This window comes from Streptomyces sp. NPDC026659 (genome assembly GCF_040638245.1).
Taxonomy (GTDB): Bacteria; Actinomycetota; Actinomycetes; order Streptomycetales; family Streptomycetaceae; genus Streptomyces.
Genome location: NZ_JBEZXY010000007.1, coordinates 99,215 through 125,469 on the forward strand (window position 1 = coordinate 99,215; position 26,255 = coordinate 125,469).

A 26,255-nucleotide genomic window follows, 5' to 3' on the forward strand; every position below is an offset into this window, starting at 1 on the left:
CAACGGTCCTATCGGCCTGCGGCGATCGCCTCGTACACCATGCCGACAAGGAGGTCGTCGGCGTCGCGGCGGCCGAACTCACCGGCGGCGCGGGACATCTCGTAGAGGCGGTGCGGGTCGGCCAGGACCGGCAGCACGTTCTGCTGGATCCACTCGGGCGTCAGTTCCGCGTCGTCCACGAGGAGTCCGCCGCCCGCCTTGACCACCGGCTGGGCGTTGAGCCGCTGTTCGCCGTTGCCGATGGGCAGCGGGACGTAGGCGGCCGGGAGTCCGACGGCGGAGAGTTCGGCGACGGTCATCGCGCCCGCGCGGCAGAGCATCAGGTCGGCCGCGGCGTACGCGAGGTCCATCCGGTCCAGGTAACTTACCGGGAGATACGGGGGCATCCCCGGCATCTGCTGCACCTGCGGCAGTTCGTTCTTCGGGCCGACCGCGTGCAGGATCTGGATGCCCGCCTGCTGGAGCCAGGGCGCGACCTGCTGGACGACCTCGTTGAGGCGCCGGGCGCCCTGCGAGCCGCCGGAGACGAGCAGCGTGGGCAGGTTGGGGCTCAGGCCGAAGTAGTGGCGGGCCTCGGGGCGCAGGGCCGCGCGGTCCAGGGTGGCGATGGAGCGGCGCAGGGGGATGCCGATGTAGCGGGCGTCCCGGAGCTTGCTGTCGGGCGTGGAGACGGCCACCCGGGCCGCGTAGCGCGAGCCGATCTTGTTGGCCAGGCCGGGGCGGGCGTTGGCCTCGTGGACCACGATCGGCACGCCGAGGCGCTTGGCGGCCAGATAGGCGGGCAGCGCGACGTAGCCGCCGAAGCCGACCACGGCGTCCGCCTTGGTGCGCTCCAGGATCTGCTCCGTGGCCTTGATCGTGCCGCGCAGCCGGCCCGGCACCGTGATCAGCTCGGGCGTGGGCTTGCGCGGCAGCGGGACCGCCGGGATCAGCGCCAGCTCGTAGCCGCGCTCGGGGACGAGCCGCGTCTCGAGGCCGCGCTCCGTACCCAGGGCCGTGATCCCCACGGTGGGGTCCTGCCTGCGCAGGGCGTCCGCGAGGGCGAGCGCGGGCTCGATGTGGCCCGCGGTACCCCCGCCGGCGAGTACGACATGCACCGAAATTCACCGCTCTCCGGACGGACGCGCCGCCGTGGCGCGCCGTCGCATCGTGTTCCATCTCCGCGGCACCCGCTCGACACGGGAGCCGCTCGCCCGCTTTCTACCAAAGCGGGGTTGCCGCATCGCAAGCGCCGCCCGCGCAGCGGGATCGTCACGCGCGAAGGCGATCAGGAGCCCGATGGCGAACATGGTCGGCAGCAGGGCGGACCCTCCGTAGGAGAACAGCGGGAGGGGGACACCGGCGATCGGCAGCAGGCCGAGCACCGCACCGATGTTGATCACCGCCTGCGCGGTGATCCAGGTGGTCACGCCTCCCGCGGCGTACCTCACGAAGGGGTCCTCCGTGCGTCCGGCCACGCGGATACCCGCATAGCCTAGAGCGGCGAACAGGGCGAGCACCGACAGCGTCCCCGCGAGACCCAGTTCCTCACCGGTGACGGCAAAGATGAAGTCGGTGTGGGCTTCGGGGAGTTGGCCCCATTTCTCCACACTCGCGCCCAGACCGGAACCGAAGATTCCGCCGGAGGCGAGGGCGTAGATGCCGTGCACGGCCTGCCAGCAGTCGGCGGCGCCCGCCTTGGGCTCGGTGGCACCGATGCAGGCGAGCCGGGCCATCCGGTTGGGGCTGGTCTTGATGAGGATCACACCGATCAGCGCCGCGACCGAGAGCACCCCGGCGAACAGCCGGGTCGGGGCCCCGGCGAGCCAGAGCAGGCCGAAGAGGATCGCGGTGAGGATGATCGCGGTGCCCATGTCGCCGCCGAGCATGATCAGGCCGAGCAGCAGGAAGGCGACCGGGACCAGCGGGACCAGCATGTGCTTCCACTGGGCCAGCAGCTTCTTGTCCTGCTTGCGGGCGATCAGGTCCGCGCCCCACAGCACGAGGGCGAGCTTGCCGAACTCGCTGGGCTGGATCTGGAAGGAGCCGCCGAGCGAGATCCAGTTCCGGTTGCCGTTGACCGACATCCCTATCCCCGGCACCTGCACCAGGGCCATCGCGAAGACGGCGACGGCGAGGATCGGGTAGGCCAGCGCCCGGTGCAGCCGCACCGGCATCCGGGAGGCGGCGAAGAGCAGCGCGCCGCCGATGAGCGCGGCGAGGAACTGCTTGCGGAAGAAGAACGAGCCGGGCAGCGACAGCTGGAGCGCGGTGATCTGGGAGGCCGAGTAGACCATCACCAGGCCGAGCACGATGATCAGCAGGCTGCCGCCGAGGATCAGGTAGTACGCGGTCAGCGGGCGGTCCCACGCCCTGCGGGCGCGGGTGCGCAGCCGCCGCAGGGGGTTGTCGGGCACGCTCGGCCGGGGTGCGGGGCGGCGGGCCGCCCGCTGTACGGGCGGCCGTCCGGTACGGCTAGCGGCCATCCACGCCTCCCCTGAGCACCGAACGTCCCACGCGTCCCTCCCAAGTTCCGCCCGGCGGGCGGCCGGGGTCAGGCGCCGAGCTCGCGGACGGCCGCCGCGAACGCGTCGCCGCGCTGGTTGTAGTTGGTGAACATGTCCATGGAGGCACAGGCCGGGGCCAGCAGTACGGTGTCGCCCGGCCGGGCCAGCCGCTTCGCCTCGGTCACCGCCTGGAGCATCGCCCCAGTGTCGGTCCGGTCGAGGTCCACGACGGGTACCTCCGGGGCGTGTCGCGCGAGGGCCTCGCGGATCAGCGCGCGGTCGGCGCCGATCAGTACGACCCCGCGCAGACGCTTGGCGGAGTTGGCCACCAGCTCGTCGAACTCGGCGCCCTTGGCGAGGCCGCCCGCGATCCACACGATGGGCTCGTAGGCCGCCAACGAGGCTTCCGCGGCATGGGTGTTGGTGGCCTTGGAGTCGTCCACGTACGCCACGCCGTCGAGGTCGGCGACGTGCTGGATGCGGTGGGCGTCGGGCCGGAAGGCGCGCAGTCCGTCGCGCACCGCCTGGGCGGGCACCCCGAAGGAGCGGGCGAGGGCCGCCGCCGCGAGGGCGTTGGCGATGTTGTGCGGGGCGGGCGGCTCGACGTCGGAGACCTCGGCCAGTTCCTGCGCGTTCTTGTACCGGTTCTCGACGAAGGCGCGGTCGATCAGGATGCCGTCCACGACGCCGAGTTGGGAGACGGCCGGGGTGCCGAGGGTGAACCCGACGGCCCGGCAGCCCTCCTCCACGTCGGCCTCGCGGACCAGGTCCTCGGTGCGCGGGTCGGCCACGTTGTAGACGCAGGCGACCTTGTTGCCCTCGTAGACGCGGCCCTTGTCGGCGACGTAGGCGTCCATGGAGCCGTGCCAGTCGAGGTGGTCCGGGGCGAGGTTGAGGACCGCGCCGGAGTAGGCGCGCAGCGAGGGCGCCCAGTGCAGCTGGTAGCTGGACAGCTCGACGGCGAGGACGTCGTACTCCTCGTCGCCGAGGACGGCGTCCAGGAGGGAGACGCCGATGTTGCCGACCGCTGCCGTGCGCAGGCCCGCCGCCTTCAGGATGGAGGCGAGCATCTGCACGGTGGTGGTCTTGCCGTTGGTGCCGGTGACGGCGAGCCAGGGGGCCGCGTCGGGGCCCCTGAGGCGCCAGGCCAGCTCCACGTCGCCCCAGATGGGCACGCCCGCCTGCTCGGCGGCCTGGAACAGCGGCTTGTCGGGCGCCCAGCCGGGGGCGGTGACGATCAGCTCGGTGCCCTCGGGGAGGGTGGCCCCGTCGCCGAGGCGGACGGTGACGCCGAGCGCCTCCAGTTCGGCGGCCTGCGCCCGTGCCCGCTCGTCGTCGCCGTCGTTGACGACCGTGACGATCGCACCGCGCTCGGCGAGCGCCTTGGCGGCCGGGACGCCGGAGACGCCGAGTCCGGCGACGGTGACGCGCCTGCCCTGGAATTCGCTCTGCCCCGAAGGCACCGAGTTGGTCACTTGTCCGCTGCCCATCCCGCGTAGAAGAGGCCCAGTCCGACGATGACACAGATGCCCTGGATGATCCAGAAACGGACCACGACCAGGACTTCGGACCAGCCCTTGAGTTCGAAGTGGTGCTGGAGCGGTGCCATCCGGAAGACGCGCTTTCCGGTGAGCCGGAAGGAGCCGACCTGGATGACGACCGACATGGTGATGAGGACGAACAGGCCGCCCATGATGGCCACCAGCAGCTCCGTGCGGGAGAGGATGGCCAGGCCGGTGAGGACACCGCCGAGGGCGAGCGAACCGGTGTCGCCCATGAAGATCTTCGCCGGCGAGGTGTTCCACCACAGGAAGCCCAGGCAGGAACCCATCAGCGCGGAGGCGACCACCGCGAGGTCGAGCGGGTCGCGGACCTCGTAGCAGGCGGCCGGGTTGGTCAGGGTCATCGCGTTGGCGCAGGACTCCTGGAACTGCCAGACGCCGATGAACGTGTAGGCGCCGAAGACCAGGACGGAGGCGCCGGTGGCGAGGCCGTCGAGACCGTCGGTGAGGTTCACGCCGTTCGACATCGCGAGGATCATGAACAGCGCCCAGACCACGAACAGCACCGGGCCGATGGTCCAGCCGAAGTCCGTGATGAACGACAGCTTGGTGGAGGCCGGGGTGTTGCCCCGGTTGTCCGGGAACTGCAGCGCGAGGACCGCGAAGCCGATGCCGACGATCAGCTGGCCGGCCATCTTCGCCTTGGCCCGCAGACCCAGCGAACGACGCTTGACGATCTTGATGTAGTCGTCCAGGAAGCCGACCAGGCCCATGCCGAACATCAGGCCGAGGACCAGCAGACCCGAGTACGTCGGGGGCTTGCCGGTGATCACCTTGCTCAGGAAGTACGCGGCGATCGTGGACAGGATGAAGGCGATGCCGCCCATGGTCGGCGTACCGCGCTTGCTGGCGTGCTCGCGCGGGCCGTCGTCGCGGATGAACTGGCCGTACCCCTTGCGGGCGAGGAGCTTGATCAGCAGCGGGGTGCCGATCAGCGTCAGGAAGAGGCCGATGACGCCTGAGAACAGGACCTGGTTCATCATCGGGCGGCGACCTCACCCTCGGTCCCGGCCGAGGCGAGCGTCTGGGCGACGCTCTCAAGACCAACGGAACGGGACGCCTTCACCAGCACGACGTCCCCCGGGCGCAACTCGCTGCGCAACAGGTCGATCGCCGCCTGTGCGTCGGACACGTGCACCGACTCCTCACCCCACGAACCCTCGTTGTATGCGCCCAGTTGCAGCCAGGAGGCTTCGATGCCCCCGACCGCGACGAGCTTGCTGACGTTGAGCCGGACGGCGAGCCGTCCGACCGCGTCGTGCTCGGCGAGCGCCTCGTCCCCCAGCTCGGCCATCTTGCCGAGCACCGCCCACGTGCGGCGCCCCTTGCCCATGGCCGCGAGCGCCCTGAGGGCGGCACGCATGGACTCGGGGTTGGCGTTGTAGGCGTCGTTGACGATGGTCACGCCGTCCGGGCGCTCGGTGACCTCCATGCGCCAGCGGGAGAGGGAGCCCGCCTCGGAGAGCGCGGTGGCGATCTCGTTCGCGGACATGCCCAGCTCATGGGCGACGGCGGCCGCGGCGAGCGCGTTCGACACGTGGTGCTCACCGTACAGGCGCATGGTCACATCGCTTGCACCGGAGGGTGTGTGAAGCCTGAAGGCAGGCTGTCCGCTGTCCATGAGTCGCACGTTCTCGGCGCGAACGTCCGCTTCGGCCGACTCTCCGAAAAGGACCACCTTCGCGCGGGTACGGGAGGCCATCGCGCGCACCAGCGGGTCGTCGGCGTTGAGGACGGCGACGCCGCCCTCCTCGGCCGGCGGGAGTGCCTCCACCAACTCGCCCTTGGCCTGGGCGATCTGCTCGCGGCCGCCGAACTCGCCGATGTGGGCGCTGCCGACGTTGAGCACGAGTCCGACCTTCGGCGGGGTGAGACCGGCGAGGTAGCGGATGTGCCCGATGCCGCGGGCGCCCATCTCAAGGACGAGGAACTTCGTCTCCTCGGTGGCGGACAGGGCGGTCAGGGGAAGCCCGATCTCGTTGTTGAGCGAGCCGGGCGTGAAGACGGTGGGCGCCTTGCCGCCGAGCACCTGGGCGATCAGGTCCTTGGTGCTGGTCTTGCCCGCCGAGCCGGTCAGCCCGACGAGGGTCGCGCCGAGGCGCTCGACCACATGGCGGGCGAGGGCGCCGAGCGCGCTCTGGACGTCGTCCACGACGATCGCGGGCACGCCGACGGGGCGCGTCGCCAGTACGGCGACCGCGCCCGCCGCCACGACCGCCTCGGCGAAGTCGTGGCCGTCGGCCCGCTCACCGCTGAACGCGACGAAGAGGGCGCCGGGCACCACCTCGCGGGAGTCCCGGACGACCGGTCCCGTGACGGTGACGGACGTATCCGGTATGTCGTGTGTCTGCCCGCCGACGACAGCTGCGATCTCGGCGAGGGAGAGGGCGATCACAAGTTCATCCCTGGGTGTTCTGGATAGCTTCGCGGAGCACCTGGCGGTCGTCGAAGGGACGGACCACCCCGGCGATGTCCTGGCCCTGCTCGTGGCCCTTGCCCGCGACCAGCACCGTGTCGCCCGCGGTCGCGCGGCTCACGGCGGCGGCGATGGCGGCGGCGCGCTCCTCGAAGAGCAGCACCTCGCCGCGCTCGTGCGCGGGGACGGAGGCGGCGCCTTCGAGCATGGTCGCGAGGATCGCGAGGGGGTCCTCGGAGCGGGGGTTGTCGGAGGTCAGTACGGCGGTGTCGGCGAACCGGGCGGCGGCGGCACCCATCGGGGCGCGCTTGGTCCGGTCGCGGTCGCCGCCGCAGCCGAGCACGATGTGCAGCCGGCCCTTGGTGACCTTGCGCAGCGCCTTGAGCACCGACTCGACCGCGTCGGTCTTGTGGGCGTAGTCGACGACGGCGAGGTAGGGCTGTCCGGCGTCGACGCGCTCCAGGCGGCCGGGGACGCCGGGCACGGCGGCGATGCCGTCGGCGGCGGTCTGCGGGTCGATCCCGGCCGCGGCGAGGGCGACGAGGGCGGCGAGGGTGTTGGCCACGTTGAAGGGGCCGGGCAGCGGCGAGCGGGCGTGCACGCGCTCGCCGTTCGGGCCGACGGCGGTGAACGTCGAGTCCATGGGGCCGATCTGGACGTCCTCGGCGCGCCAGTCGGCGTCCGGGTCGCCCTCGGCGGAGAAGGTGACGACCGGGACGCCCGCCTCGCCGGCGAGCCTGCGGCCGTACTCGTCGTCGGCGTTGACCACGCCGAGTCTGCTGCGCTCGGGCGTGAACAGCTGGGCCTTCGCCTGGAAGTAGTCCTCCATGTCGGAGTGGAACTCCATGTGTTCCGGGCTCAGGTTGTTGAAGACCGCGATGTCGAAGACGCAGCCGTCCACCCGGCCGAGGACCAGCGCGTGGCTGGAGACCTCCATGGCGACCGCCTCGGTGCCGCGTTCGCGCATGACGGCGAACAGGGCCTGGAGATCGGTGGCTTCGGGGGTGGTGCGCTCGGACTTGATGCGCTCCTCGCCGATGCGCGTCTCGACGGTGCCGATGAGCCCGGTGGCGCGTACGGCCTTGAGGCCGCCCTCGACGAGGTAGGCGGTGGTGGTCTTGCCGGAGGTGCCGGTGATGCCGATCTGGAGCAGCTCGCGGCCCGGGTGTCCGTAGACGGTGGCGGCCAGTTCGCCCATCTCCGCGCGCGGGTCGTCCACGACGAGGACCGGCAGTCCGGTGGCCTCGGCGCGCTCGGCGCCGGTGGGGTCGGTGAGCACGGCGACCGCGCCGAGGCTCGCGGCCTGGGTCACGAAGTCGGCGCCGTGCAGGCGGGCGCCGGGCAGTGCGGCGTAGACGTCGCCGGGGCGGACGGCGCGCGAGTCGTGGGTGATTCCCGTGACGTCGGCGGAGCCTGCCGGTGCGGCGATCCCCAGCTGATCGGCGAGCTCCGCGAGGGGGGTGGCGGAGATCTGAACCGGTCGTGGCGGTCCCGGGTAGGTCACGGAAGCGCCCTTCTGGGTGGTTTGGGACTGATCAGCGTGTGGCACGGCGGTGAGCGTACCGGGAGTACCCGCCTCGGGGCGAAGCGAGGGCCGGGGGCCCGTTTGGTTCCCGTCGTCGGGGGTGATCGTTGTCACGGCTGGTTCCTGGTGGTCGGGGCACGGTGGTCTGTCGCGGCCGGTCAGGGCTGGTAGGTGACGGGCAGGTTCGCGGCCTTCGCGCCGGTCGGCGGGACCTGGAGGGTCTTGAGCGCGAACTCCATCACCTGCTTGTAGACGGGTCCGCAGATCTGCCCGCCGAAGTAACTGCCGGAGGTGGCGTTCTGGATGGCGCAGTAGACCGTGACGCGGGGCTTGTCGGCGGGGGCGAATCCGGCGAAGGAGGAGGTGTATCCGTGGTACCTCCCGGTGGCCGGATCCACTCGGTTGGCGGTGCCGGTCTTGCCCGCGACGCGGTAGCCGGGGATACGGGCCTTGACGCCGGTGCCCTGTTCGTCGTCGACCACGGACTCCAGCATCTGGGCGAGGGTGCGCGCGGTCTTGTCGCTGACGACGCGGGTCTTCGCGGGCTCGGGGACCGGGGTGAAGCGGCCGTCGGCGCCCTTGGTGCCGCGCACCAGGGTGGGCGCGACGCGGACTCCGCCGTTGGCGATGGTCGAGTACACGGACGCGGCCTGGACGGCGTTGATGGAGAAGCCCTGGCCGAAAGGGATCGTGTACTGCTGCGAGGTGGACCACTTGCCGGCGGGCGCGAGGATGCCCGGCGTCTCGCCGGGGAAGCCGAGTCCGGTGTAGCGGCCGATGCCGAACTCGCGCAGATACGTGTAGAGCGTGTCGTTGGCCGCCCGCTGGGTCTTGCCGAGCTGGCCGGTGGCGAGGATGGTGCCGATGTTGCTGGACTTGGCGAGCACGCCGTTGAGGGTGAGGTGCCAGGTGGCGTGGTCGACGTCGTCCTGGAAGAGCCGGTCGCCGCGGTGCAGCCGGTTGGGCACGACGACATGGGTGAGCGGGGTGGCCGCGTTCTCCTCCAGTACGGCCGCCATGGACATCACCTTGGCGGTGGAGCCGGGCTCGTAGGCGTCCTGGAGGGCCGCGTTGCCCATGGCGGCGGAGTTCGCCTTCGACAGATCGTTGGGGTCGAAGCCGGGCGAGTTGGCCAGGGCCAGGATCTGCCCGGTGCGGGTGTCCTGGACGACGACGTAACCCCGGTCCGCCTTGGACTTCTTGACCTGCTGGGAGATGGCGTTCTGCGCGGCCCACTGGATGTCGCGGTCGATGGTCAGCTCGATGTCGCTGCCGGAGACGGCGGGGGTCTCGGTGGAGCCCGCGGTGGGCACCTCGCGGCCGCCGGACTGGGCGTAGCGGATCTTGCCGTCCTTGCCGGTGAGCTGCTTGTCGAGCTGCTGCTCGATGCCGCCGCCGCCCTTGCCCTCGCTGTTGACCCAGCCCAGTATCCCGGCGGCGAGGTCGCCGTTGGGGTACACGCGCTGGCTGCTGGGGTCGGCGAAGACGCCCGCGAGCACATTGTCGGTCCCGGACTTCTTGGCGAGGGCGGCCTTCAGGTCCTTGATCTGCTTCCAGACCTGCGGGGTCTGCCGGGTGGCGAGCCTCGCGTAGCGCGACTCCTTGTCGGCGGGGCGGAGCTTTTTGACGAGCGTGGCCTGATCCTCGTTCAGGATCGGGGCGAGCAGGGCGGCGGCCTGCTCGGGCCCGTCGGAGACCTTCAGCTGCTTGGGCTGGAACATCATGGGGTCGGCCGTGATGTCGTAGGCGTCCTCGCTGACGGCGAGGGCCACCCCGGAGCGGTCGGTGATCCGACCGCGCTCGGCGGCCAGGGTGTGCACGACATAGCGGTTCTGCTCGGCCTTGGCGGTGTAGGTGCTCGCGTCCACCGCCTGGACCTGGAGCAGCCGGACCACGAACGCGGACAGCACCAGCGTGAAGGCGAGGCCGACCAGGCGCAGCCGGGGGCGCGGGCTGCCGAGCCGGAGGGCGGGCTTGGCCGGGGTCCGGGGTCCGGACGGACGGCGGGCGGGTCGGGCGCCGGGGCCGGGGCGGCCGGGCTGGCGCCGGGGGGCGGCGGCGCGGGGGCGGGGCGGTCCGGCGGCCCCGGGCACGCGGCGACGCGGCGTTTGCCTGTCGGACACTTCCGTCACCTGCCGTGGGTCGGGGTGGGGGCGGGCTGGGTGGTGCGGGTCCGGGCACGCGCCGACGGACTCGCCTCGGCGCCGGGACTCGCCTGGGGGGCCGGGCTCGCGGAGGCGGAGGCGGAGGCCGGTGCGGAGGCGGCCGGGCCCGGGCTGCCGGAGGGGCCGCCGCTCGCGCCCGGGGCCGAGGTCATCGCCTCGGGCGCGCGCGGGCCGCTGAGCGCGGCGGCGCCGGCCGCGGCGCTCGGGACGCCCTTGACGCTGCCGTCGGGGCCGAGGAAGGCAGGGTCGCCGCCGGGGACCATGCCGAGTTCGCGGGCGCGGCGCTGGAGGGCGTCCGGGGAGGAGTAGGAGTCGATGTCCCGCTGGAGGGCCTGCTCCTCGTCGGTGAGGTTCTTGGTGCGCTTCTGGAGGTCGTCGAGCTTGAACGAGCCCTCGCTGAGCGCGGAGTTGAGCATCAGCAGACAGAGCAGGCCGCCGCCGAGGAGCAGGACGACGAGGAGGACGAAGGGGGTACGGGCGGCGCGGGCACGGCCCGCCGGGAAGAGCCGGGCGAGCCGTGCGGCCCGCCCTCGCAGTTCGGGTTTAGCGCCCACGGGCCCTCCGCAGGGTCCGGCCGCCCGGTCGGCCCCGTCCGCTCACTCGACGTCCCCCCGGATCCGCTCGACACCGCGGAACCGGGCCGGGGCGGCCCGGCGGTTCTCGGCGATCTCCTCCTCGGTGGGGAGCTCGGCACCGCGCGTCAGCAGCTTGAGCCGTGGCTGGTAGCGCTCGGGCACGACCGGCAGACCGGGCGGCGCGGTGTTGGCGGCCCCGGCCGCGAAGACCTGCTTGACCAGCCGGTCCTCCAGCGAGTGGTACGAGAGCACGGCGACACGGCCGCCGACGCCGATGGCCTTCACGGCCGCCGGGATGGCCCGCTCCAGGACGGACAGTTCGCCGTTGACCTCGATGCGCAGCGCCTGGAAGGTGCGCTTGGCCGGGTTGCCGCCGGTGCGCTTGGCGGCCTGCGGCAGGGCGTCGCGGATCAGCTCGACCAGGCGGGCACTGTTGGTGAACGGCTCCTTCTCGCGCTCACGCACGACCGCCGAGACGATCCGCTTGGCCTGCTTCTCCTCGCCGTACGCGCGCAGGATGCGGACGAGTTCACCGGCCGGGTAAGTGTTGAGGACCTCGGCGGCGCTGATGCCGGTCGTCTGGTCCATGCGCATGTCCAGGGGCGCGTCCTGGGCGTAGGCGAAGCCCCGGTCGGCCTCGTCCAGTTGCATGGAGGAGACGCCGAGGTCGAAGAGGACGCCCTGGACATCCGGGATGCCGAGGCGGTCGAGCACCTCGGGGAGTTCGTCGTAGACGGCGTGCACGAGGGTGGCGCGGTCGCCGAAGGGGGCGAGGCGTTCGCCGGAGAGGCGCAGCGCCTCCTTGTCCCGGTCGAGGCCGATCAGCCGGGCCTCGGGGAAGCGGGTCAGCAGCGCCTCGCTGTGGCCGCCGAGGCCGAGCGTGCAGTCGACGACCACCGCTCCGGGCCGCTCCAGAGCGGGTGCCAGCAGGTCCAGGCACCGCTGGAGCATCACCGGGACGTGTCGACTCTCGGTCAAGGGAGCCTCTCAGTTCTGGCGGGCGCACGCACCGCCGGGTCCCCGCCCGCTGCTCCGTGTAGGGGAGGCCGCCGGCGCCGGAAGCGTCAGCCGACCGGGAGCGGGAGGAGGCCGAGCCGTACGTACGCGCCGCGCACGCGGGGAGGCGGTCCGGTGGGCCCGTGCCGTCTCCTTGGGGTTTCACCAGCGGGAAGAGCCGGGCCTCCCGCTTCGCGTCACTTTAGTCCACCCTGTGTCGCGGTCAATCTACCGGCCTGCGCGTCGCGTACGGCTTCGGCGCCGGAGCCGTGATCGGCCCGGCCTCACCCGTCCGGCGGAGGTTGGCACTCCGTGTGGGTTGGCTCACAACAAGCCACGATGGCGTTCTTTGTCCCCTCTCACAGCAGGCCGGGGAGTCCGGTGACCAGTAACGTCGGGACCATGACGACTTCCGCAGCAGTTCCCACCGGACCCGAGGGCGCCATAACGGGCGACGGCAGCGTGACGGACCGCCTGGTCGACGCCAACGAGCAGTACGCGGCGGGATTCAGCGATCCCGGCATGGACGCGCATCCCGTGCTGCGCGTGGCCGTGGTCGCCTGTATGGACGCCCGCCTCGATCTGCACGCGGCGCTCGGCCTGGAGCTGGGCGACTGCCACACCATCCGCAACGCGGGCGGCGTCGTCACCGACGACGTGATCCGCTCCCTGACCATCAGTCAGCGGGCACTCGGCACCCGGAGTGTCGTGCTCATCCACCACACCAACTGCGGCCTGGAGTCCCTCACCGAGGAATTCCGGCACGAGCTGGAGATGGAGGTGGGCCAGCGCCCGGCCTGGGCGGTGGAGGCCTTCCGGGACGTGGACCAGGACGTGCGCCAGTCGATGCAGCGGGTGCGGACCTCGCCGTTCCTGCCGCACACCGACGACGTGCGAGGCTTCGTGTTCGACGTGCGCAGCGGTCTGCTGCGCGAGATCGACCCGGTACAGGACCGTTCCTCCGGTTCCGCGTCCGCCTGACGTCTCCCGGCCGCCCCTTTCCACCCGTGGGAGGAGCGGCCGGCCCGGCGAGGAGCGGTCGGCGCGGGGACGGGGGCCGACTCGGGGAGGGGCGGCCAAAGGACCGCAAGACCGGCATCGCGCCGAGTCGTTGTCCACAGGTCGTGACGGGCAGTTGTCCACAGGCCGTGACACGAATCGATAACGGCGGCAAGAATGCGGGTGTGACGGCGCGCGGATCTGGTTCCGCACGGTGTCCGTGTTTCGGGGTGGGCCGGAGCCGCGTCGCGAGTCGTCGCGGGCCCCGGCCATGGTGAGAACGGGCCGAGGAGGGCCGGGTGACGACCTATGACGATCGAGCGAGCCTCAGTGATCTGACGGCGACGGTGGAGCGGGTGCGCCGTTCGGTGGAGGATGTGATCGAGGGCAAGCCCGAGGTCGTACGGCTTTCGCTGACCGTACTGCTCGCCGAGGGGCATCTGCTGATCGAGGATGTGCCGGGGGTGGGCAAGACCATGCTGGCCAAGGCGCTGGCGCGGTCCATCGACTGCTCGGTGCGGCGTATCCAGTTCACGCCCGATCTGCTCCCCTCGGACATCACGGGGGTGTCGATCTGGGATCCGCAGCGCCGTGAGTTCGAGTTCAAGCCGGGTGCGATCTTCGCGCAGATCGTGATCGGCGACGAGATCAACCGCGCCTCGCCCAAGACCCAGTCGGCGCTGCTGGAGTCGCTGGAGGAGCGCCAGGTCACCATCGACGGGCAGAGCTATGAACTGCCGAGCCCCTTCATGGTGGTGGCGACGCAGAACCCGGTCGAGATGGAGGGCACGTATCCGCTGCCCGAGGCGCAGCGCGACCGGTTCATGGCGCGGGTGTCGGTGGGCTATCCGAGCATCGAGGCCGAGCTGCGGATGCTGGACGTGCACGGCGCGGTCTCGCCGCTGGAGGACCTGGAGCCGGTGGCGCACGCGCACGACATCATGAAGCTGATCGAGGCGGTGCGCGAGGTCCACGTCTCGGAAGCGGTCCGGCGGTACGCGGTGGAGCTGGTCTCCGCGACCCGCACCCATCCCGACCTCAGACTCGGCGCCTCGCCGCGTGCCACGCTGCATCTGCTGCGTGCGGCGAAGGCGTCGGCGGCCCTGGCCGGGCGGGAGTACGCGCTGCCGGACGACGTGCAGGAGCTGGCCGTGGCCGTCCTCGCGCACCGGCTGCTGCCCACCACCGAGTCCCAGATGAGCGGTCGTACGGCCGAGCAGGTCGTGCTGGAGATCCTGCGGCACACCGTCGTGCCCTCGACCGCACAGCGGGAGCGGGCCTTCGGCGGTCTCGGCCGGGCCGTACCGGCCTATCCCCAGCAGCCTCCGCGGGGTCTGTGATGTCCGCCGGGGGGCCGGAGCGGACACCGGGCCCGGCGTCCGCGCTCCGTACGGCCCTGGCGGGGCTGACCACCCGGGGCCGTTCCTTCCTGGCGGCGGGCATCGCCGCGTCGGTGTGCGCGTACGTCCTGGGCCAGAGCGATCTGCTGCGGGTCGGGCTGCTGCTTGCCGTGCTGCCGCTGATCTGCGCGGGCGTGGTGCACCGCACCAAGCACCGGGTGGCGTCCGAGCGGTACCTCTCCCCCGGGCGCGTCCCGGCGGGCGCCGAGTCCCGGGTGAACCTCGCCGTGGACAACGTCTCGCGGCTGCCGACCGGGCTGCTGATGCTCCAGGACCGGGTGCCGTACGTGCTCGGCCCGCGGCCGCGTTTCGTGCTCGACCGGGTCGAGCCGGGCGGACGCCGCGAGGTGTCCTACCGGGTCCGCTCGGACCTGCGCGGCCGTTACCGGCTGGGACCGCTCCAGCTGCGGCTGAGCGATCCGTTCGGCATGTGCGAGCTGACCCGCTCCTTCCCGGCGCACGACACGCTGACGGTCGTCCCGCGCGTGGAGCCGCTGGCCCCGGTGCGCCTGGGCGGCGAGGCGCAGGGGTACGGCGACGGGCAGCGCCGCTCGCTGGCCGTGGCCGGGGACGACGACGTGATCCCGCGCGGCTACCGCTACGGCGACGATCTGCGCCGGGTGCACTGGCGGTCCACCGCGCGCCACGGCGAGCTGATGGTGCGCCGTGAGGAGCAGCCCCGGCGGGCCCGCTGCACAGTGCTGCTGGACACCCGCGCGGTGGGGTACGAGGACGCGGGCCCGGGTTCGGCCTTCGAGTGGGCGGTCTCCGCGGCCGCCTCGGTCCTCGCGCACATGGTGGAGCGCGGTTTCTCGGTGCGGCTGCTCATGGACACGGGCGCGGCGGTGCCCGGCGAGGGCGGGGCGGGGTTCCCGGGCACGGGCCAGGAGACGGCCGCCGTGTCGGGGCTGATGATGGACACCCTCGCGGTGGTCGACCACTCGGACGGCACGGGCCTGACGCGGGCGTACGACGCGCTGCGCACCGGGGACGAGGGTCTGCTGGTCGCGCTGCTCGGCGATCTCGACGAGGAGCAGGTGCGCACCGTGGCCCGGATGAGGCGGCGCAGCGGGGCCGCGCTGGCCTTCGTGCTGGACCCTGGGGTGTGGACGCGCGATCCGGCCGCGGGACCTGGTCCCGAGGACGCGTGCGAGGAGCGGTTGCAGGCGCTGCGCGAGGCGGGCTGGACGGCGCTCGGTGTGCCGCGCGGTGCCTCGCTGGACGAGTTGTGGCGGCGGGCCGACCGGGAACGGTCCGGTCTGGTCACGCCGAGCGGAAGGGCGGGGGGATGAGCGGGCGGGCGCGGCTCGCGGGGTGTGCGGCGGCGGCCACGCTGATGACGGCGTGCTCCCTGCTGCCGTTGGTCCACGGCCCCGCCTGGCTGGTGGTGGCGGCGCTCCTCGTGGGGGTGCAGGCGGGCGTGGGCGCGGCGGCGCGGCGGGTGCCGCTGGCGCGGCCGCTGACCGTGGCGGCGCAGCTTCTGGTGTCGCTGCTGTTGCTCACCCTCGTCTTCGCGCGGCAGGAGGCCCTGGCCGGGCTGTTCCCGGGCCCGGAGGCGTTCGCGCACTTCTCGGAGCTGCTGCGGGAGGGTTCGGACGACGTCAGCCGGTACGCGCCTCCGGCGCCGCTGACCGACGGCATCCGTCTGATGCTGATCGGCGGGGTGCTGATCGTCCATCTCCTGGTGGACACGCTGGCGGTGACCTTCCGCGCGGCGGCCCCGGCCGGGCTGCCGCTCCTCGCGCTGTACTCGGTGGCGGCCGGGCTGTCCGGGGGCGGGGCCGACTGGCTGTGGTTCCTCCTCGCGGCGGCCGGTTATCTGATGCTGCTGCTCGCCGAGGGCCGGGAGCGGGTGACCCGGTGGGGCCGGGTGTTCGGGGCGACGGCCCGCGCGCCGGGCGCCGGTGACGGCACCCCGGCGGCCCCGGTGCGTACCGGGCGCCGGATCGGCGCGGTGGCGCTGGGCGTGGCCCTGCTGGTGCCGCTGGCGCTGCCCGCGATGCGGGGCGGTCTGCTGGCGGGCACGGGTGCGGGGGTCGGCGCGGGCAGCGGGAACGGCGGCATGATCTCCGCCGTCAACCCGCTGGTGTCGCTGCGCGACTCCCTGAACGTGGACAGCGACCGCCAGGTGCTGTCCCTGCGGACCAATGCCGAAGACCTGTCGGACATGTACGTGCGCATCGTGTCCCTGGACGACTTCGACGGCACGACCTGGAAGCCGGCCCAGCGGCACATCGTCGGGGTGCCGGACGCCTTCCCGACGCCGATCGGTCTGGGCCCGGACGTCCCCCGGACCACGGTCCGGACGACCATCTCGGCGGCCGAGTCGTACGCGCAGGACTGGCTGCCGATGCCGTATCCGCCGACCGGCGTGCGGATCGGCGGCAACTGGCGGTACGAGCCGGTCGGTATGACCCTGGTCGGCGACCACCGGCAGACGACGCGTGGCGCGACGTACCTGGTGACCAGCCTGGACGTGCGGCCGACGGCGCGGCAGCTGGCCTCGGCGCCGAAGCCGCCGGCCGCGCTGCTGCGCGAGTACACCGATGTTCCGCCGGCGCTGCCGAAGGTGGTGGCCCGGACGGCGAAGGAGGTCACCTCCGGCGCGGCGAACCACTACGAGGAGGCGGTGAAGCTCCAGGAGTGGTTCGCGGAGGACGGCGGTTTCCGGTACGACACGCAGGTGCAGGTCGGGCGCGGTCCGAACGCCATTGCGAACTTCCTGCGCGACAAGCAGGGCTTCTGCGTGCACTTCTCCTTCACGATGGCCGCGATGGCCCGCACGCTGGGCATCCCGGCCCGGGTGGCGGTCGGCTTCGCGCCGGGCACCCCGCAGGCGGACGGCTCGGTGTCGGTGAGCCTGAAGGACGCCCACGCCTGGCCGGAGCTGTACTTCGAGGGAGTGGGCTGGACCCGCTTCGAGCCGACGCCGACCCGGGGGACGACGCCGTCGTACACCCAGCGGCAGACCCCGAACAACGCGCTGCCGGACCCGGCGCTCCCCTCGCGCGGGTCGTCGGCCGCGCCGTCGCCGCAGGCATCGGCGAGCGAGAGCTGCGCGGCCGGTTCGGCCGCTCCGGCGGTGTGCGCCGCGCCGTCCGAGGCGGTGGCGGCGCCGGGTGACGGCGGAGGTACTCCGGGCGGGCTGCGGGCCGCGCTGCTCGTGCTGGGCACGTTGGTGCTGCTCGCGCTGCCGCTGACACCACTGCTGTGGCGACGGCGGGCGCGTTCCCGGCGGCTGGGCGCGCACGCCAGGTCCGACGCGGGCGCGGCGGACCACACGCTGGCGGCGTGGCGGGAGCTGACCGACAGCGCCTGGGATCACGGGATCGTGCCGGACGAGTCGCTGACCCCGCGCGCGGCCGCGGAGCGGATCGTGCGGCTGGGCGAGCTGGACGAGGAGGCCGGGGCCGCGGTGCACCGGGTGGCGGACGCGGTGGAACAGGTGCTGTACGCCCCCCGCCCCCGCTCGGCGACCGGTGTGGCGGCGGACGTGCGCCGCGCGATCGCGGGCCTGCACGCCTCGGCGGGCCGGGCTCCCCGCCTGCGGGCCCTGTTCGCCCCACGCTCGGCCGTACGCGCCCTGTGGGCGGCGGCGGACCGGTGGACGGCACTGCGGGCCCGGGCGGCGGCGCTGCGGCCGGTACCGGGCGGCGGGGCGATGACGGGCCGGGGCGGGCCGCAGGGCTCGTAGACCCGGGACCGGCGTGCGGACACAGGTGAGGGGTGACCACCGGAACGGTGGTCACCCCTCACCTGTGTCTGTCTGTGTGCGGGCGGTCAGTGGCCCTGTTCGTCGCGGCGGCGCTGCCAGCGGGCCTCGATCCGCTCCATCACGGTCCGTTTGCGGCGCATGGGGCGGCGACGGGCCGCCGGACCGTGGCGCTGGCGCTCGCCCGGCTTGGGGGCGTTGCGCCAGCCGGTGACGGCGAGCACGGCACAGCCCAGCATGACGAGGAAGCCCACCACGCTGATCCAGATGATCTGCGGGACCATTCCGGCGATCAGGAGCGCGATACCCGCGAGGAAGCCCGCCGCGGACAGGTAGACCCGCCGCCGGGTGTACGTCCGCAGCCCATTTCCCTCGAGCGCCGACGCGAACTTGGGATCTTCGGCGTACAGCGCTCGCTCCATTTGCTCGAGCATGCGCTGCTCGTGCTCCGAGAGCGGCACGGAGTCCTCCTCATCGTGCAGTCGCCGGGGCGACCCGGGGGGTCTTCTCAGGATAGGCAGGGAATCGCCCCCGTGAAACCCGCCCCTCTGCGCCTTCTGACCAACCGGAGCCGCCACGACGTCCCGGCCCGCTGAAGCTTCCATTCCCCAACGGCCGACCCGTCATGCCGGTTCGGTGTACCTCGATCATACGGCGCAAACCCCACGATCGGAGGGCTTGTGGCGTACTCCATCTGCCGACAAGCCCCTGATCAGCGGCGGGTCACCCGGGGCACTCAGGCCCGCGGCGCCCCGGCCGTCTCACCGAGCACATGGATCTGCGTGGCCACGGAGTGGAAGGCGGGCAGCTCGGCCGCGGCCGCCTCCAGCCGGAGCAGGGCGTCGAGCGCGCCGGGCTCGGTGTCCACCAGGACGCCGGGCACCAGGTCCGCGAAGACCCGTACGCCGTGCACCGCGGCCGCCCTGAGGCCCGCGCCCTCGACCAGCGCGGTCAGCTGCTCGGCGGTGAAGCGGTGCGGAACCGGGTCGCCCTCGCCCCAGCGGCCGTCGGGGTCCTGGAGGGCGTGCCGGGCCTCGGTGAAGTGGCCGGCCAGGGCGCGGGCGAGGACGGCGCCCCCGAGCCCGGCCGCGAGCAGGCTGAGCACGCCGTCGGGGCGCAGCGCGTCGACGGTGTTGCGGACGCCCTCGGCGGGGTCGTCGACGTACTCCAGGACGCCGTGGCACAGCACCGCGTCGTAGCCGCCGCGGTCGACCACGTCGAAGAGGCCGTGGGCGTCGCCCTGGACGCCGCGCACCCGGTCGGCGACGCCCGCCTCGGCGGCCCGGCGCTCCAGGGCGAAGAGGGCGTTGGGGCTGGGGTCGACGACGGTGACGTGGTGGCCGAGCCGGGCGACCGGCACCGCGAACCGGCCGCTGCCGCCGCCGGTGTCGAGCACGTCCAGCACGTCCCGCCCCGAGGCCTTGACCTGGCGGTCGAGGGCGTCCCGGAGGACGTCCCACACCACGGCGGTACGGAGGGAGGCGCGGGGCATCGGGTCCGGCACGGCAGTTGACTCCTCGGCGCGGCACCGCCCGTTGCCCGGCGGCGCGAAAGGGGTTGCCTCCCCGGCCCGTCCCGGGCGGGGTGGAGGCAGCAGGCACTTCCACCCTATTGCCTGCGGCCGCGCCCGGGTCACCCCCGACGGCCTGCGCGGGAACGCGTCTCGCGGCGTGGACACAGCCCCCCTGTCTCAGCCCCGCGCGCCCCCCTACTCCCGGGTGCGGGGCAGCTCCTCCCGGGTGCGGGGCAGCACCGGCTGCGGGAGCAGCATCCGCTCGACGAGCCGTATGAACATCGCGACGTCGCGTATCAGGTCGTCGGCGTCGCGGGCGGTCGCGGCGCCCCGGATGCCGGCCTCGGCGCGGGCGCGGCGGGCCGCGCCGGAGGCGAACAGGGCGCTCCACTCGGTCAGTTCGGGCGCGATCTCGGGCAGCAGCTCCCAGGCGCTGCGGATGCGGGCGCGGCGGCGGGGCGTGGGATCGGGGCGACCGCGCGCCGCGAGGACGGCGGCGGCGGTGCGCAGGGCGGCGCGGTGGGCCGTCGCGTAGCGCTCGTTGGACAGTTCCTCGGCGACGGCCTCCGCCAGGGCGGTACGGGCCTGGGCGAGCAGGGCGACGGCGGCGGGCGGTGCGGTGGCCCGGCGGACCACCGGGTGCACGTCGCTCGCCGGGCCGCTCCGTGACGGGGCGGAGCCGGTGGCGCCGGGTCGTCGGGCGGCGGCTGAGGACGAGACGGCCATGACGAGCCTCCTGTCGTCGGTGACGGCACGGGTGCCGTCTGTGCCCATCGTGAGCCCTGCCACTGACAATCCACCCCGACCTGCGCTTTCGCACCGATCCCGGGCGCGCGAAGGGAGTTCGGGGTTCCGTTCGGCGCGGCGCGTCCTGCATACTTTTGAACTGACCAGTCAGTTCAAAAACATTGGGGGGCCTGTGGACGGCGTGGACGTCACGGCCGAGGAGTTCGGGGTCAAGGGGCCACGGGGGTGGGCCTTCCGGGGGGTCGGGTTCACCGCGGAGGCCGGTTCGCTGATCGCGGTCGAGGGGCCGTCCGGTTCCGGGCGGACCAGTCTGCTGCTCGCGCTCACGGGGCGGATGAAGCCGAGCGCGGGGACGGCGGTCGTGGGCGGGCTCGCGCTGCCGCGGCGGATGGCGGCCGTACGGAAGATCAGTGCCGTGGCCAACATGGCCGGGGTCACCGATCTGGAGCCCGCGCTCACCGTCGCCGAGCATCTGCGCGAACGGGCGCTGCTGCAACGGCGGTTCGGGGAGTCCCTGCGCGAGGCGCTGCGCCCGCACCCGGACCGGGTGCACGAGGCGCGGCTGCGCGCCGACGCCGCTCTGGCCGCCGCCGGGCTGGACCCGGACACGCTGCCCAAGGGCTCGCGTACGCCCGTACGGGACCTGGAGCGGCTTGAGGCGCTGCGGCTGTCCGTCGCCCTCGCCCTCGTCGGCCGGCCCCGGCTGCTCGCGGTGGACGACGCGGAGTTGCGGCTCTCGGAGGAGGAGCGTGCCGAGATGTGGACCCTGCTGCGTTCCCTCACGCGCGCGGGCACGACCGTCCTCGCGGTGTGCCGTACGGCCCCCGGCGACTGCGTGACCGTCTCGACCGAGGCCGAGTCCCGGAAGGAGGCGGACACCGATGCGCTCACCCCGGCTCGCCGCGCTTGAGCTGAGGCGCTTCGGGCGCGGCCGTCTCCCCCGCGCCGCCCTCGTCGCGCTGCTCCTGCTGCCCCTCCTCTACGGCGCCCTGTACCTCTGGTCCTTCTGGAACCCGTACGGCCGCCTGGACCGCGTCCCCGTGGCCCTCGTGAACGACGACAAGGGCACGACGGTCGCCGGGAAGCACCTCGACGCCGGTGACGACCTCGTGCACGGGCTGCGCGACAGCCGCACCTTCGAGTGGCACGAGGTGAGCGACGCCGAGGCGCGCCAGGGCGTGGAGGACGGCACCTACTACCTCTCCCTGACGATGCCCGCCGACTTCAGCGCGCGGATCGCGTCCAGTTCGGGCGACTCGCCGGAGACGGGCGCGCTCCAGGTGCGCACGAACGACGCGAACAACTACATCGTCGGCCAGATCTCCCGGACCGTCTTCGCGGAGGTCCGCTCGGCCGCCTCCACCAAGGCGTCCCGGTCCTTCCTGGACAAGATCTTCGTCTCGTTCTCCACGATCCACGACAGGACGGTGACCGCGGCCGACGGCGCCGACACGCTCCAACAGGGCCTGGGCAAAGCGGAGAAGGGCGCCAGGAAACTCACCGACGGCCTCAAGGACGCCAACAGCGGCAGCGGCAAGCTGTCCACCGGCCTGACCAAGCTCACCCAGGGCTCGGCCGACCTGGCCGACGGCTCGCGGCAGGTCGCGGACGGCACGCAGACCCTGGCCGACCGCGTCAACGGCGTCTACGCCAAGGCCGGTCCGTTCCTGAAGGACAACGAGCGGACGATCGGGGACACCGCGCGCCTGGTGGCCGACTCGGCCGCCGCCGTGGACGACAATCTCGACACCCTGGTCCGGCTCGCCCCCGGCGCGGCGAAGGCGGCCCACGCCTCCGCCGACGTACTGACCGGGATCCACCGCACCCGCTGCGAGACCGCGCCGCTGCCCGATCCGGCCTGCCCGGATCTGAAGAAGGCCCAGCAGGCGGCCGAGGACGTGGCGAAGGTGGCCGACGACCTCAACACCGTGATCGCCGACCAGGGCGGCGACCTGACGACCATGCGGAAGAACCTCAAGACGCTCCAGACGCAGTCCCGCGCCCTCGCCGAGCGCGCCCCGCGGCTGCACGAGGACCTGGCCGACGCCGTCGCCCGGATCAACAAGCTGAACGACGGCGCCGCCAAGGTCGCCGCGGGCGCCGGGAAGCTGCACACCGGCCTCGGCACCGCCGAATCCGGCGCCGCCGCCCTGCACAAGGGCATCGGTACCGCCGAGTCGGGCGCCCGCACCCTGGACGGCGGGCTGTACCGCCTCTCCGACGGCACCGGGAAACTCGCGGGCGGACTGCACTCCGGGGCGCGCAGGATCCCGGACTACGACAAGCAGGACCGCGACGAGCGCACCGACGTGATGGCCGACCCGGTGCGGCTGGCCTCGCACGATCTGCACCGGGCGCCCAACTACGGCACCGGATTCGCGCCGTACTTCATCCCGCTGTCCCTGTGGGTCGGCGCCATGGTCGCCTACATGCTGCTGCCGCCGCTCAGCCGGCGCGCCCTGGCCGCCGGTGCCCCGGCCCGGCGGATCGCCCCGGCCGGATGGCTGCCGGTGGTCGCGGTGGGCGTGCTCCAGGTGCTGGCGCTCATGGCGGTGCTGCACTGGGGGATCGGGCTGCGGATGGCGCGGCCGGCCGGGACGGTGGGCTTCCTGTTCCTGGTCACGGCGTGCTTCGCGGCGATCGTGCAGTGGCTGAACGCCCGCTTCGGCGCGGCGGGCCGCATCCTCGTCCTCGCGCTGCTGATGCTCCAGCTGACCTCGGCGGGCGGCACCTACCCGGTGCAGACCAGTCCGGCCTTCTTCAACGCCATCCACCCGTTCCTGCCCATGAGTTACGTGGTCGCGGCGCTGCGCCGGCTGATCACGGGCGGCGGGCTCGGACCGGTGTGGCAGGCGTGCGCGGTGCTGGCCGCGTTCACCGCCGGGGCCCTCGCGCTCACCGCGGTCGCGGCCCGGCGCCGCCAGGTGTGGACGCTCGACCGGCTGCATCCCGAGCTGAGCCTGTGATCGGCGGGCTCCCCGGAAAGATCCGGCACACGCGCGTACCTGTGAGAATCGGGTCCATGGAAAGCACCAGCGCCACGTCCGGCGGCAGCACGCGCCGCGAGGCCACCCGGCAGAAGCTCTACGAGGCGGCCGTCACGCTCATCGCCGAGCAGGGCTTCTCCGCGACCACGGTCGACGAGATCGCGGAGCGGGCCGGGGTCGCGAAGGGCACGGTCTACTACAACTTCGCGAGCAAGTCGGTCCTCTTCGAGGAGCTGCTGCGGCACGGTGTGGGGCTGTTGACCGCCTCGCTGCGGGAGGCGGCGGAGCGGACGGCCGCCGAGGGCGGCACCGGGGTGGACGCGCTCGACGCGATGATCCGGGCGGGCCTGGAGTTCATCGACCGCTACCCGGCCTTCACCCAGCTCTACGTGGCCGAGCTGTGGCGCACCAACCGCGCCTGGCAGTCCACGCTCATGGTGGTGCGCCAGGAGGCCGTCGCCGTGGTGGAGAACGTGCTGCGGGAGGGCGTCGCGGCGGGCGAGTTCAGCCCGGAGATCGACATCCAGCTCACGGCGGCCGCGCTGGTCGGCATGGTGCTGGTGGCCGCGCTGGACTGGCAGGCGTTCCAGCCGGAGCGCTCGCTGGACGACGTGCACGCGGCACTGTCCCGGCTGCTCCAGGGCCGGGTGAGCGGCAACCGCTGAACGGGCGGAGGGCGCCGGTCCGTCGTGCGACGGACCGGCGCCCTCCTGTTTCCCCCGTACTCCCCCGTACTTCCCCGTACGGTCCCTCCCGGTCCCCGTGGCGGTCGGTCCACGGGCCCCCGTGTCTCGCTTCCGCCGACTGGTCGGCGGAAGGAGCGGCAGGCGGGCGGGCACCGTTCCGCCGCCCCGTGTCGGCGGTGCCGGGCCGCGCCCCCTTGCCGTGCCTCCACTCTCCCGCCCGGACGCCCCCCGGCCCATCCGCGCGGCTACTCATCTCGCCGCCTGAGTACGGATACTCAGCCGTCCGCACGCGAACCCGCCCCCTGCGGCCCCGCGCTGGTTACGATCGCCTCCGTGTCCGTACTCCCCCTGGTCTTCACCAGCGGCTGGGCCAGCGGCGTCAACGCCTACGCGGTGGTGCTGCTCCTCGGCCTGTTCGGCCTGACCGGGGTGAGCGACGACGTCCCGCAGACCCTGCAGCGCCCCGAGGTGCTGATCGCGGCCGGTGTGCTCTTCCTCCTGGAGACGGTCGCCGACAAGATCCCGTACGTGGACTCGGTGTGGGACTCGGCGCACACGGTGATCCGGCCGCTCGCGGGCGCCTGGGTCGGGGCGCTCCTCGCCGGGCACAGCGGTTCGCTCTCCGACGTGGCCGCCGGGCTGGTCGGCGGTTCGACGGCGCTGGCCAGCCATGCCGTGAAGGCCGGGACGCGGATGGCGGTCAACACCTCGCCCGAGCCGGTCAGCAACATCGTGCTGAGCCTCGCCGAGGATCTCGGGGTGGGCGGGATCGTCTCGTTCGCGATGTTCCACCCCGAGGCGGCGGCGATCATCTGCGCGGTGCTGCTGGTCTCCGGCCTTGTCGTGCTGGTCTTCCTGGTGTCCCGCATCCGCCGCTTCCTGCGCCGCCGGGCCCAGCGGCGCGAGGAACGCCGTATGGCCTCGCGGATGGGCGGACCCTAGAACCGGGAAAACCCCTCGGACGGGATTGTCGGTGGGGGTCGGTAAAGTCGCGGTCATGGCACGGATTGCGGTGATCGGCGCCGGGATGGGCGCGATGGCGTGCGCCGCCCGGCTGGCCGTCGCGGGCCACCGGGTGACGGTGTACGAGCGGGACGAGACGTACGGCGGCGCGGTGCGCCGTTTCGAGCGGGACGGCTTCGCCTTCGACACCGGCCCGGGGCTGCTGCCGCTGCCCGCCGTCTACCGCGATCTGTTCCTGAAGACCGGCAAGGAGCCGCTGGAGGACCTGGTCGAGCTGGTCCAGGTCGACCCGGCCGCCCGGCACGTCTTCGCGGACGGCACCCGTGTCGACCTGCCCAACGCCTCGCGCGCGGGCGTCGTCGCGGCCCTGGACGGGACACTGGGCGCCGGGGCCGGGCAGCGCTGGGGCGACTTCCTGGTGCGGGCCCGCGAGGCCTGGGACCGCACCCGCCGACCGCTCCTCGAAGAACCCCTGTGGCCCAACTGGCAGGTGCTGGCGGAGCGTGAGCCGTACCCGTCGGTGCCCCACAAGAAGCTGCTGCGCACCCGCCGGGCCTCGACGCTCGCCGAGGTCGGCGCCTGGGAGCTGCGCGACGAGCGCCTGGCCGAGCTGCTGGCGAGCCACGCCCTCGCGTACGGCCTCGACCCGCGCACCGCCCCGGCGAGCGCGGCCGTGCTGCCGTACATGGAGCACGCCTTCGGCACCTGGTACATCCGCGGCGGGATGCGCGAGCTGGCCCGCGCGGTGTACGAGCGGTGTGTGCGGCGCCGGGTGGAGTTCGTCTTCGGTGCCGAGGTGACGCGGGTCGTGGAGAAGGACGGCCGGGCGGCGGGCGTGGAGCTGGCCGACGGTTCGGCGGTCGAGGCCGACCATGTCGTGGCGGGTGTGGACCCGGTGCTGCTCGGCTCGCTGACGGACCGTCCCCTGGACGGCGAGGGCGACGTCCCGGCCGGTCTCGCCCCCTCCGGTGCCGCCCGGTTCACGGTGCTCCTCGCCCTGCGCGGCGCCCGGGAAGAGGGTGCCCCGCACCGCACGGTGGTGCACGCCCCGGACAGCCGGGCCGAGTGGGACTTCCTGGCCTCCCCGGGCGGCGACGCGCAGCCGCGACCGACGGTGACCGTCCACCGCCCCGGCGACCCCGCACTCCGGCCCGACGACGCCCACGAGTCGGCCGTCCTCTCCGCGACCGTCCCGGTGGACGGCGGCTGGGAGGACCCGGAGAAGGCCGCCCGCGCCACGGAATTGATGCTCGACGCCGCGAGCGCGGCCCTACCCGACCTGCGTGAACGCCTGCTCTGGCACGAGGTGTTGGCGCCGGGCCGGACCGGCGCCGTGCCCGCGCCCTCTCTCGCGGCGGGCAAGGGCCGCTTCCTGCACCCCGCCAACTCCACGCGGCTGCCCGGCCTTTACCGGGTCGGCGGCTGGGCCCACCCCGGCGGCGGGCTGCCGCACGCGGGCATGTCGGGCGCGCTGGTGGCCGGACTCGTCGTGGAGGGGCCGGAGTTCCGCGGCTCGAAGTGAG

At 73.2% G+C, this 26,255-nt stretch carries 21 protein-coding genes; 9 read left to right on the plus strand and 12 right to left on the minus strand.

Annotation, left to right across the window (positions count from 1 at the left end):
• Positions 1 to 8 precede the first annotated feature (8 nt).
• The 9 genes from murG to rsmH form a co-directional block, all read right to left on the minus strand.
• The gene (murG, locus tag AB0E91_RS18875) at positions 9 to 1,097 is read right to left on the minus strand and encodes an undecaprenyldiphospho-muramoylpentapeptide beta-N-acetylglucosaminyltransferase (RefSeq protein WP_361782711.1); all 1,089 of its coding nucleotides are present in this window, start codon (positions 1,095 to 1,097) and stop codon (positions 9 to 11) included.
• Between the two features lie 6 nt (positions 1,098 to 1,103).
• Complete coding sequence (gene ftsW, locus AB0E91_RS18880) at positions 1,104 to 2,465, minus strand: putative lipid II flippase FtsW (RefSeq protein WP_361782714.1); 1,362 nt, start codon at positions 2,463 to 2,465, stop codon at positions 1,104 to 1,106.
• 68 nt (positions 2,466 to 2,533) lie between these two features.
• The gene (gene murD / locus AB0E91_RS18885; RefSeq protein WP_361782717.1) at positions 2,534 to 3,976 is read right to left on the minus strand and encodes a UDP-N-acetylmuramoyl-L-alanine--D-glutamate ligase; all 1,443 of its coding nucleotides are present in this window, start codon (positions 3,974 to 3,976) and stop codon (positions 2,534 to 2,536) included.
• On the minus strand, positions 3,958 to 5,031 hold the full coding sequence (gene mraY, locus AB0E91_RS18890; protein WP_361107915.1) for a phospho-N-acetylmuramoyl-pentapeptide-transferase: 1,074 nt from the start codon (positions 5,029 to 5,031) through the stop codon (positions 3,958 to 3,960). Before mraY ends, murD begins: the two co-directional genes overlap by 19 nt.
• Positions 5,028 to 6,443, minus strand: coding sequence for a UDP-N-acetylmuramoyl-tripeptide--D-alanyl-D-alanine ligase (gene murF, locus AB0E91_RS18895; RefSeq protein ID WP_361782721.1), 1,416 nt, complete (start codon positions 6,441 to 6,443; stop codon positions 5,028 to 5,030). Before murF ends, mraY begins: the two co-directional genes overlap by 4 nt.
• Before the next feature lie 4 nt (positions 6,444 to 6,447).
• Positions 6,448 to 8,103, minus strand: a complete 1,656-nt coding sequence (locus AB0E91_RS18900; protein WP_361782724.1) for a UDP-N-acetylmuramoyl-L-alanyl-D-glutamate--2,6-diaminopimelate ligase — start codon at positions 8,101 to 8,103, stop codon at positions 6,448 to 6,450.
• A 44-nt stretch (positions 8,104 to 8,147) separates the two neighbouring features.
• Positions 8,148 to 10,112, minus strand: a complete 1,965-nt coding sequence (locus AB0E91_RS18905; protein ID WP_361782727.1) for a penicillin-binding protein 2 — start codon at positions 10,110 to 10,112, stop codon at positions 8,148 to 8,150.
• 5 nt (positions 10,113 to 10,117) lie between these two features.
• Positions 10,118 to 10,708 carry a septum formation initiator family protein gene (locus tag AB0E91_RS18910; protein WP_361782730.1) on the minus strand — a complete coding sequence of 197 codons (591 nt, stop codon included), beginning with the start codon at positions 10,706 to 10,708 and terminating at the stop codon, positions 10,118 to 10,120.
• A gap of 42 nt (positions 10,709 to 10,750) precedes the next feature.
• Positions 10,751 to 11,707: a 16S rRNA (cytosine(1402)-N(4))-methyltransferase RsmH gene (rsmH, locus tag AB0E91_RS18915; RefSeq protein ID WP_361782733.1), complete on the minus strand. Its 957-nt coding sequence runs from the start codon at positions 11,705 to 11,707 to the stop codon at positions 10,751 to 10,753.
• A gap of 420 nt (positions 11,708 to 12,127) precedes the next feature.
• Here rsmH and AB0E91_RS18920 point away from each other — a divergent pair, with 420 nt between their 5' ends.
• From AB0E91_RS18920 to AB0E91_RS18935, 4 genes are all read left to right on the plus strand, one after another.
• Positions 12,128 to 12,706, plus strand: coding sequence for a carbonic anhydrase (locus AB0E91_RS18920; protein ID WP_361782736.1), 579 nt, complete (start codon positions 12,128 to 12,130; stop codon positions 12,704 to 12,706).
• Positions 12,707 to 13,023: 317 nt separating this feature from the next.
• Positions 13,024 to 14,064 carry a MoxR family ATPase gene (locus AB0E91_RS18925; RefSeq protein WP_361782739.1) on the plus strand — a complete coding sequence of 347 codons (1,041 nt, stop codon included), beginning with the start codon at positions 13,024 to 13,026 and terminating at the stop codon, positions 14,062 to 14,064.
• On the plus strand, positions 14,064 to 15,416 hold the full coding sequence (locus AB0E91_RS18930) for a DUF58 domain-containing protein (RefSeq protein ID WP_361782742.1): 1,353 nt from the start codon (positions 14,064 to 14,066) through the stop codon (positions 15,414 to 15,416). Before AB0E91_RS18925 ends, AB0E91_RS18930 begins: the two co-directional genes overlap by 1 nt.
• Complete coding sequence (locus AB0E91_RS18935) at positions 15,413 to 17,818, plus strand: DUF3488 and transglutaminase-like domain-containing protein (protein WP_361782744.1); 2,406 nt, start codon at positions 15,413 to 15,415, stop codon at positions 17,816 to 17,818. Before AB0E91_RS18930 ends, AB0E91_RS18935 begins: the two co-directional genes overlap by 4 nt.
• Positions 17,819 to 17,904: 86 nt before the next feature.
• Here the strand turns inward: AB0E91_RS18935 and AB0E91_RS18940 are convergent, their stop codons facing one another.
• The 3 genes from AB0E91_RS18940 to AB0E91_RS18950 all read right to left on the minus strand — a co-directional run bounded on the left by AB0E91_RS18940 (position 17,905) and on the right by AB0E91_RS18950 (position 20,075).
• Positions 17,905 to 18,297 carry a DUF3040 domain-containing protein gene (locus AB0E91_RS18940; protein ID WP_361782747.1) on the minus strand — a complete coding sequence of 131 codons (393 nt, stop codon included), beginning with the start codon at positions 18,295 to 18,297 and terminating at the stop codon, positions 17,905 to 17,907.
• A gap of 275 nt (positions 18,298 to 18,572) precedes the next feature.
• A complete protein-coding gene (locus tag AB0E91_RS18945; RefSeq protein WP_361782749.1) occupies positions 18,573 to 19,340 on the minus strand; it encodes a methyltransferase in 768 nt (255 codons plus the stop codon).
• A gap of 204 nt (positions 19,341 to 19,544) precedes the next feature.
• Entirely contained in the window at positions 19,545 to 20,075 is a 531-nt protein-coding gene (locus AB0E91_RS18950; RefSeq protein ID WP_361782752.1) for an SAV_6107 family HEPN domain-containing protein, read from the minus strand.
• A gap of 193 nt (positions 20,076 to 20,268) precedes the next feature.
• Between AB0E91_RS18950 and AB0E91_RS18955 the strand changes: the two genes are divergently transcribed.
• The 5 genes from AB0E91_RS18955 (at position 20,269) to AB0E91_RS18975 (ending at position 26,254) form a co-directional block, all read left to right on the plus strand.
• Positions 20,269 to 21,006: an ATP-binding cassette domain-containing protein gene (locus AB0E91_RS18955; RefSeq protein ID WP_361782755.1), complete on the plus strand. Its 738-nt coding sequence runs from the start codon at positions 20,269 to 20,271 to the stop codon at positions 21,004 to 21,006.
• Complete coding sequence (locus AB0E91_RS18960) at positions 20,978 to 23,062, plus strand: YhgE/Pip domain-containing protein (protein WP_361782758.1); 2,085 nt, start codon at positions 20,978 to 20,980, stop codon at positions 23,060 to 23,062. Before AB0E91_RS18955 ends, AB0E91_RS18960 begins: the two co-directional genes overlap by 29 nt.
• A 56-nt stretch (positions 23,063 to 23,118) precedes the next feature.
• Positions 23,119 to 23,748: a TetR/AcrR family transcriptional regulator gene (locus AB0E91_RS18965; RefSeq protein ID WP_361782761.1), complete on the plus strand. Its 630-nt coding sequence runs from the start codon at positions 23,119 to 23,121 to the stop codon at positions 23,746 to 23,748.
• Between the two features lie 354 nt (positions 23,749 to 24,102).
• Entirely contained in the window at positions 24,103 to 24,711 is a 609-nt protein-coding gene (locus AB0E91_RS18970) for a DUF4126 domain-containing protein (RefSeq protein WP_361782764.1), read from the plus strand.
• A gap of 55 nt (positions 24,712 to 24,766) precedes the next feature.
• Positions 24,767 to 26,254, plus strand: a complete 1,488-nt coding sequence (locus AB0E91_RS18975; protein ID WP_361782767.1) for an NAD(P)/FAD-dependent oxidoreductase — start codon at positions 24,767 to 24,769, stop codon at positions 26,252 to 26,254.
• Position 26,255: the final 1 nt, after the last annotated feature.

Excerpts from the sequence above, each read along its gene's own strand:
- ftsW (WP_361782714.1), bottom strand. The coding sequence starts at position 2,465 with ATGGCCGCTAGCCGTACCGGACGGCCGCCCGTACAGCGGGCGGCCCGC.
- murD (WP_361782717.1), bottom strand. The coding sequence starts at position 3,976 with ATGGGCAGCGGACAAGTGACCAACTCGGTGCCTTCGGGGCAGAGCGAA.
- mraY (WP_361107915.1), bottom strand. The coding sequence starts at position 5,031 with ATGATGAACCAGGTCCTGTTCTCAGGCGTCATCGGCCTCTTCCTGACG.
- AB0E91_RS18920 (WP_361782736.1), top strand. The coding sequence starts at position 12,128 with ATGACGACTTCCGCAGCAGTTCCCACCGGACCCGAGGGCGCCATAACG.
- AB0E91_RS18930 (WP_361782742.1), top strand. The coding sequence starts at position 14,064 with ATGTCCGCCGGGGGGCCGGAGCGGACACCGGGCCCGGCGTCCGCGCTC.
- AB0E91_RS18935 (WP_361782744.1), top strand. The coding sequence starts at position 15,413 with ATGAGCGGGCGGGCGCGGCTCGCGGGGTGTGCGGCGGCGGCCACGCTG.
- AB0E91_RS18950 (WP_361782752.1), bottom strand. The coding sequence starts at position 20,075 with ATGGCCGTCTCGTCCTCAGCCGCCGCCCGACGACCCGGCGCCACCGGC.
- AB0E91_RS18960 (WP_361782758.1), top strand. The coding sequence starts at position 20,978 with ATGCGCTCACCCCGGCTCGCCGCGCTTGAGCTGAGGCGCTTCGGGCGC.
- AB0E91_RS18965 (WP_361782761.1), top strand. The coding sequence starts at position 23,119 with ATGGAAAGCACCAGCGCCACGTCCGGCGGCAGCACGCGCCGCGAGGCC.
- AB0E91_RS18975 (WP_361782767.1), top strand. The coding sequence starts at position 24,767 with ATGGCACGGATTGCGGTGATCGGCGCCGGGATGGGCGCGATGGCGTGC.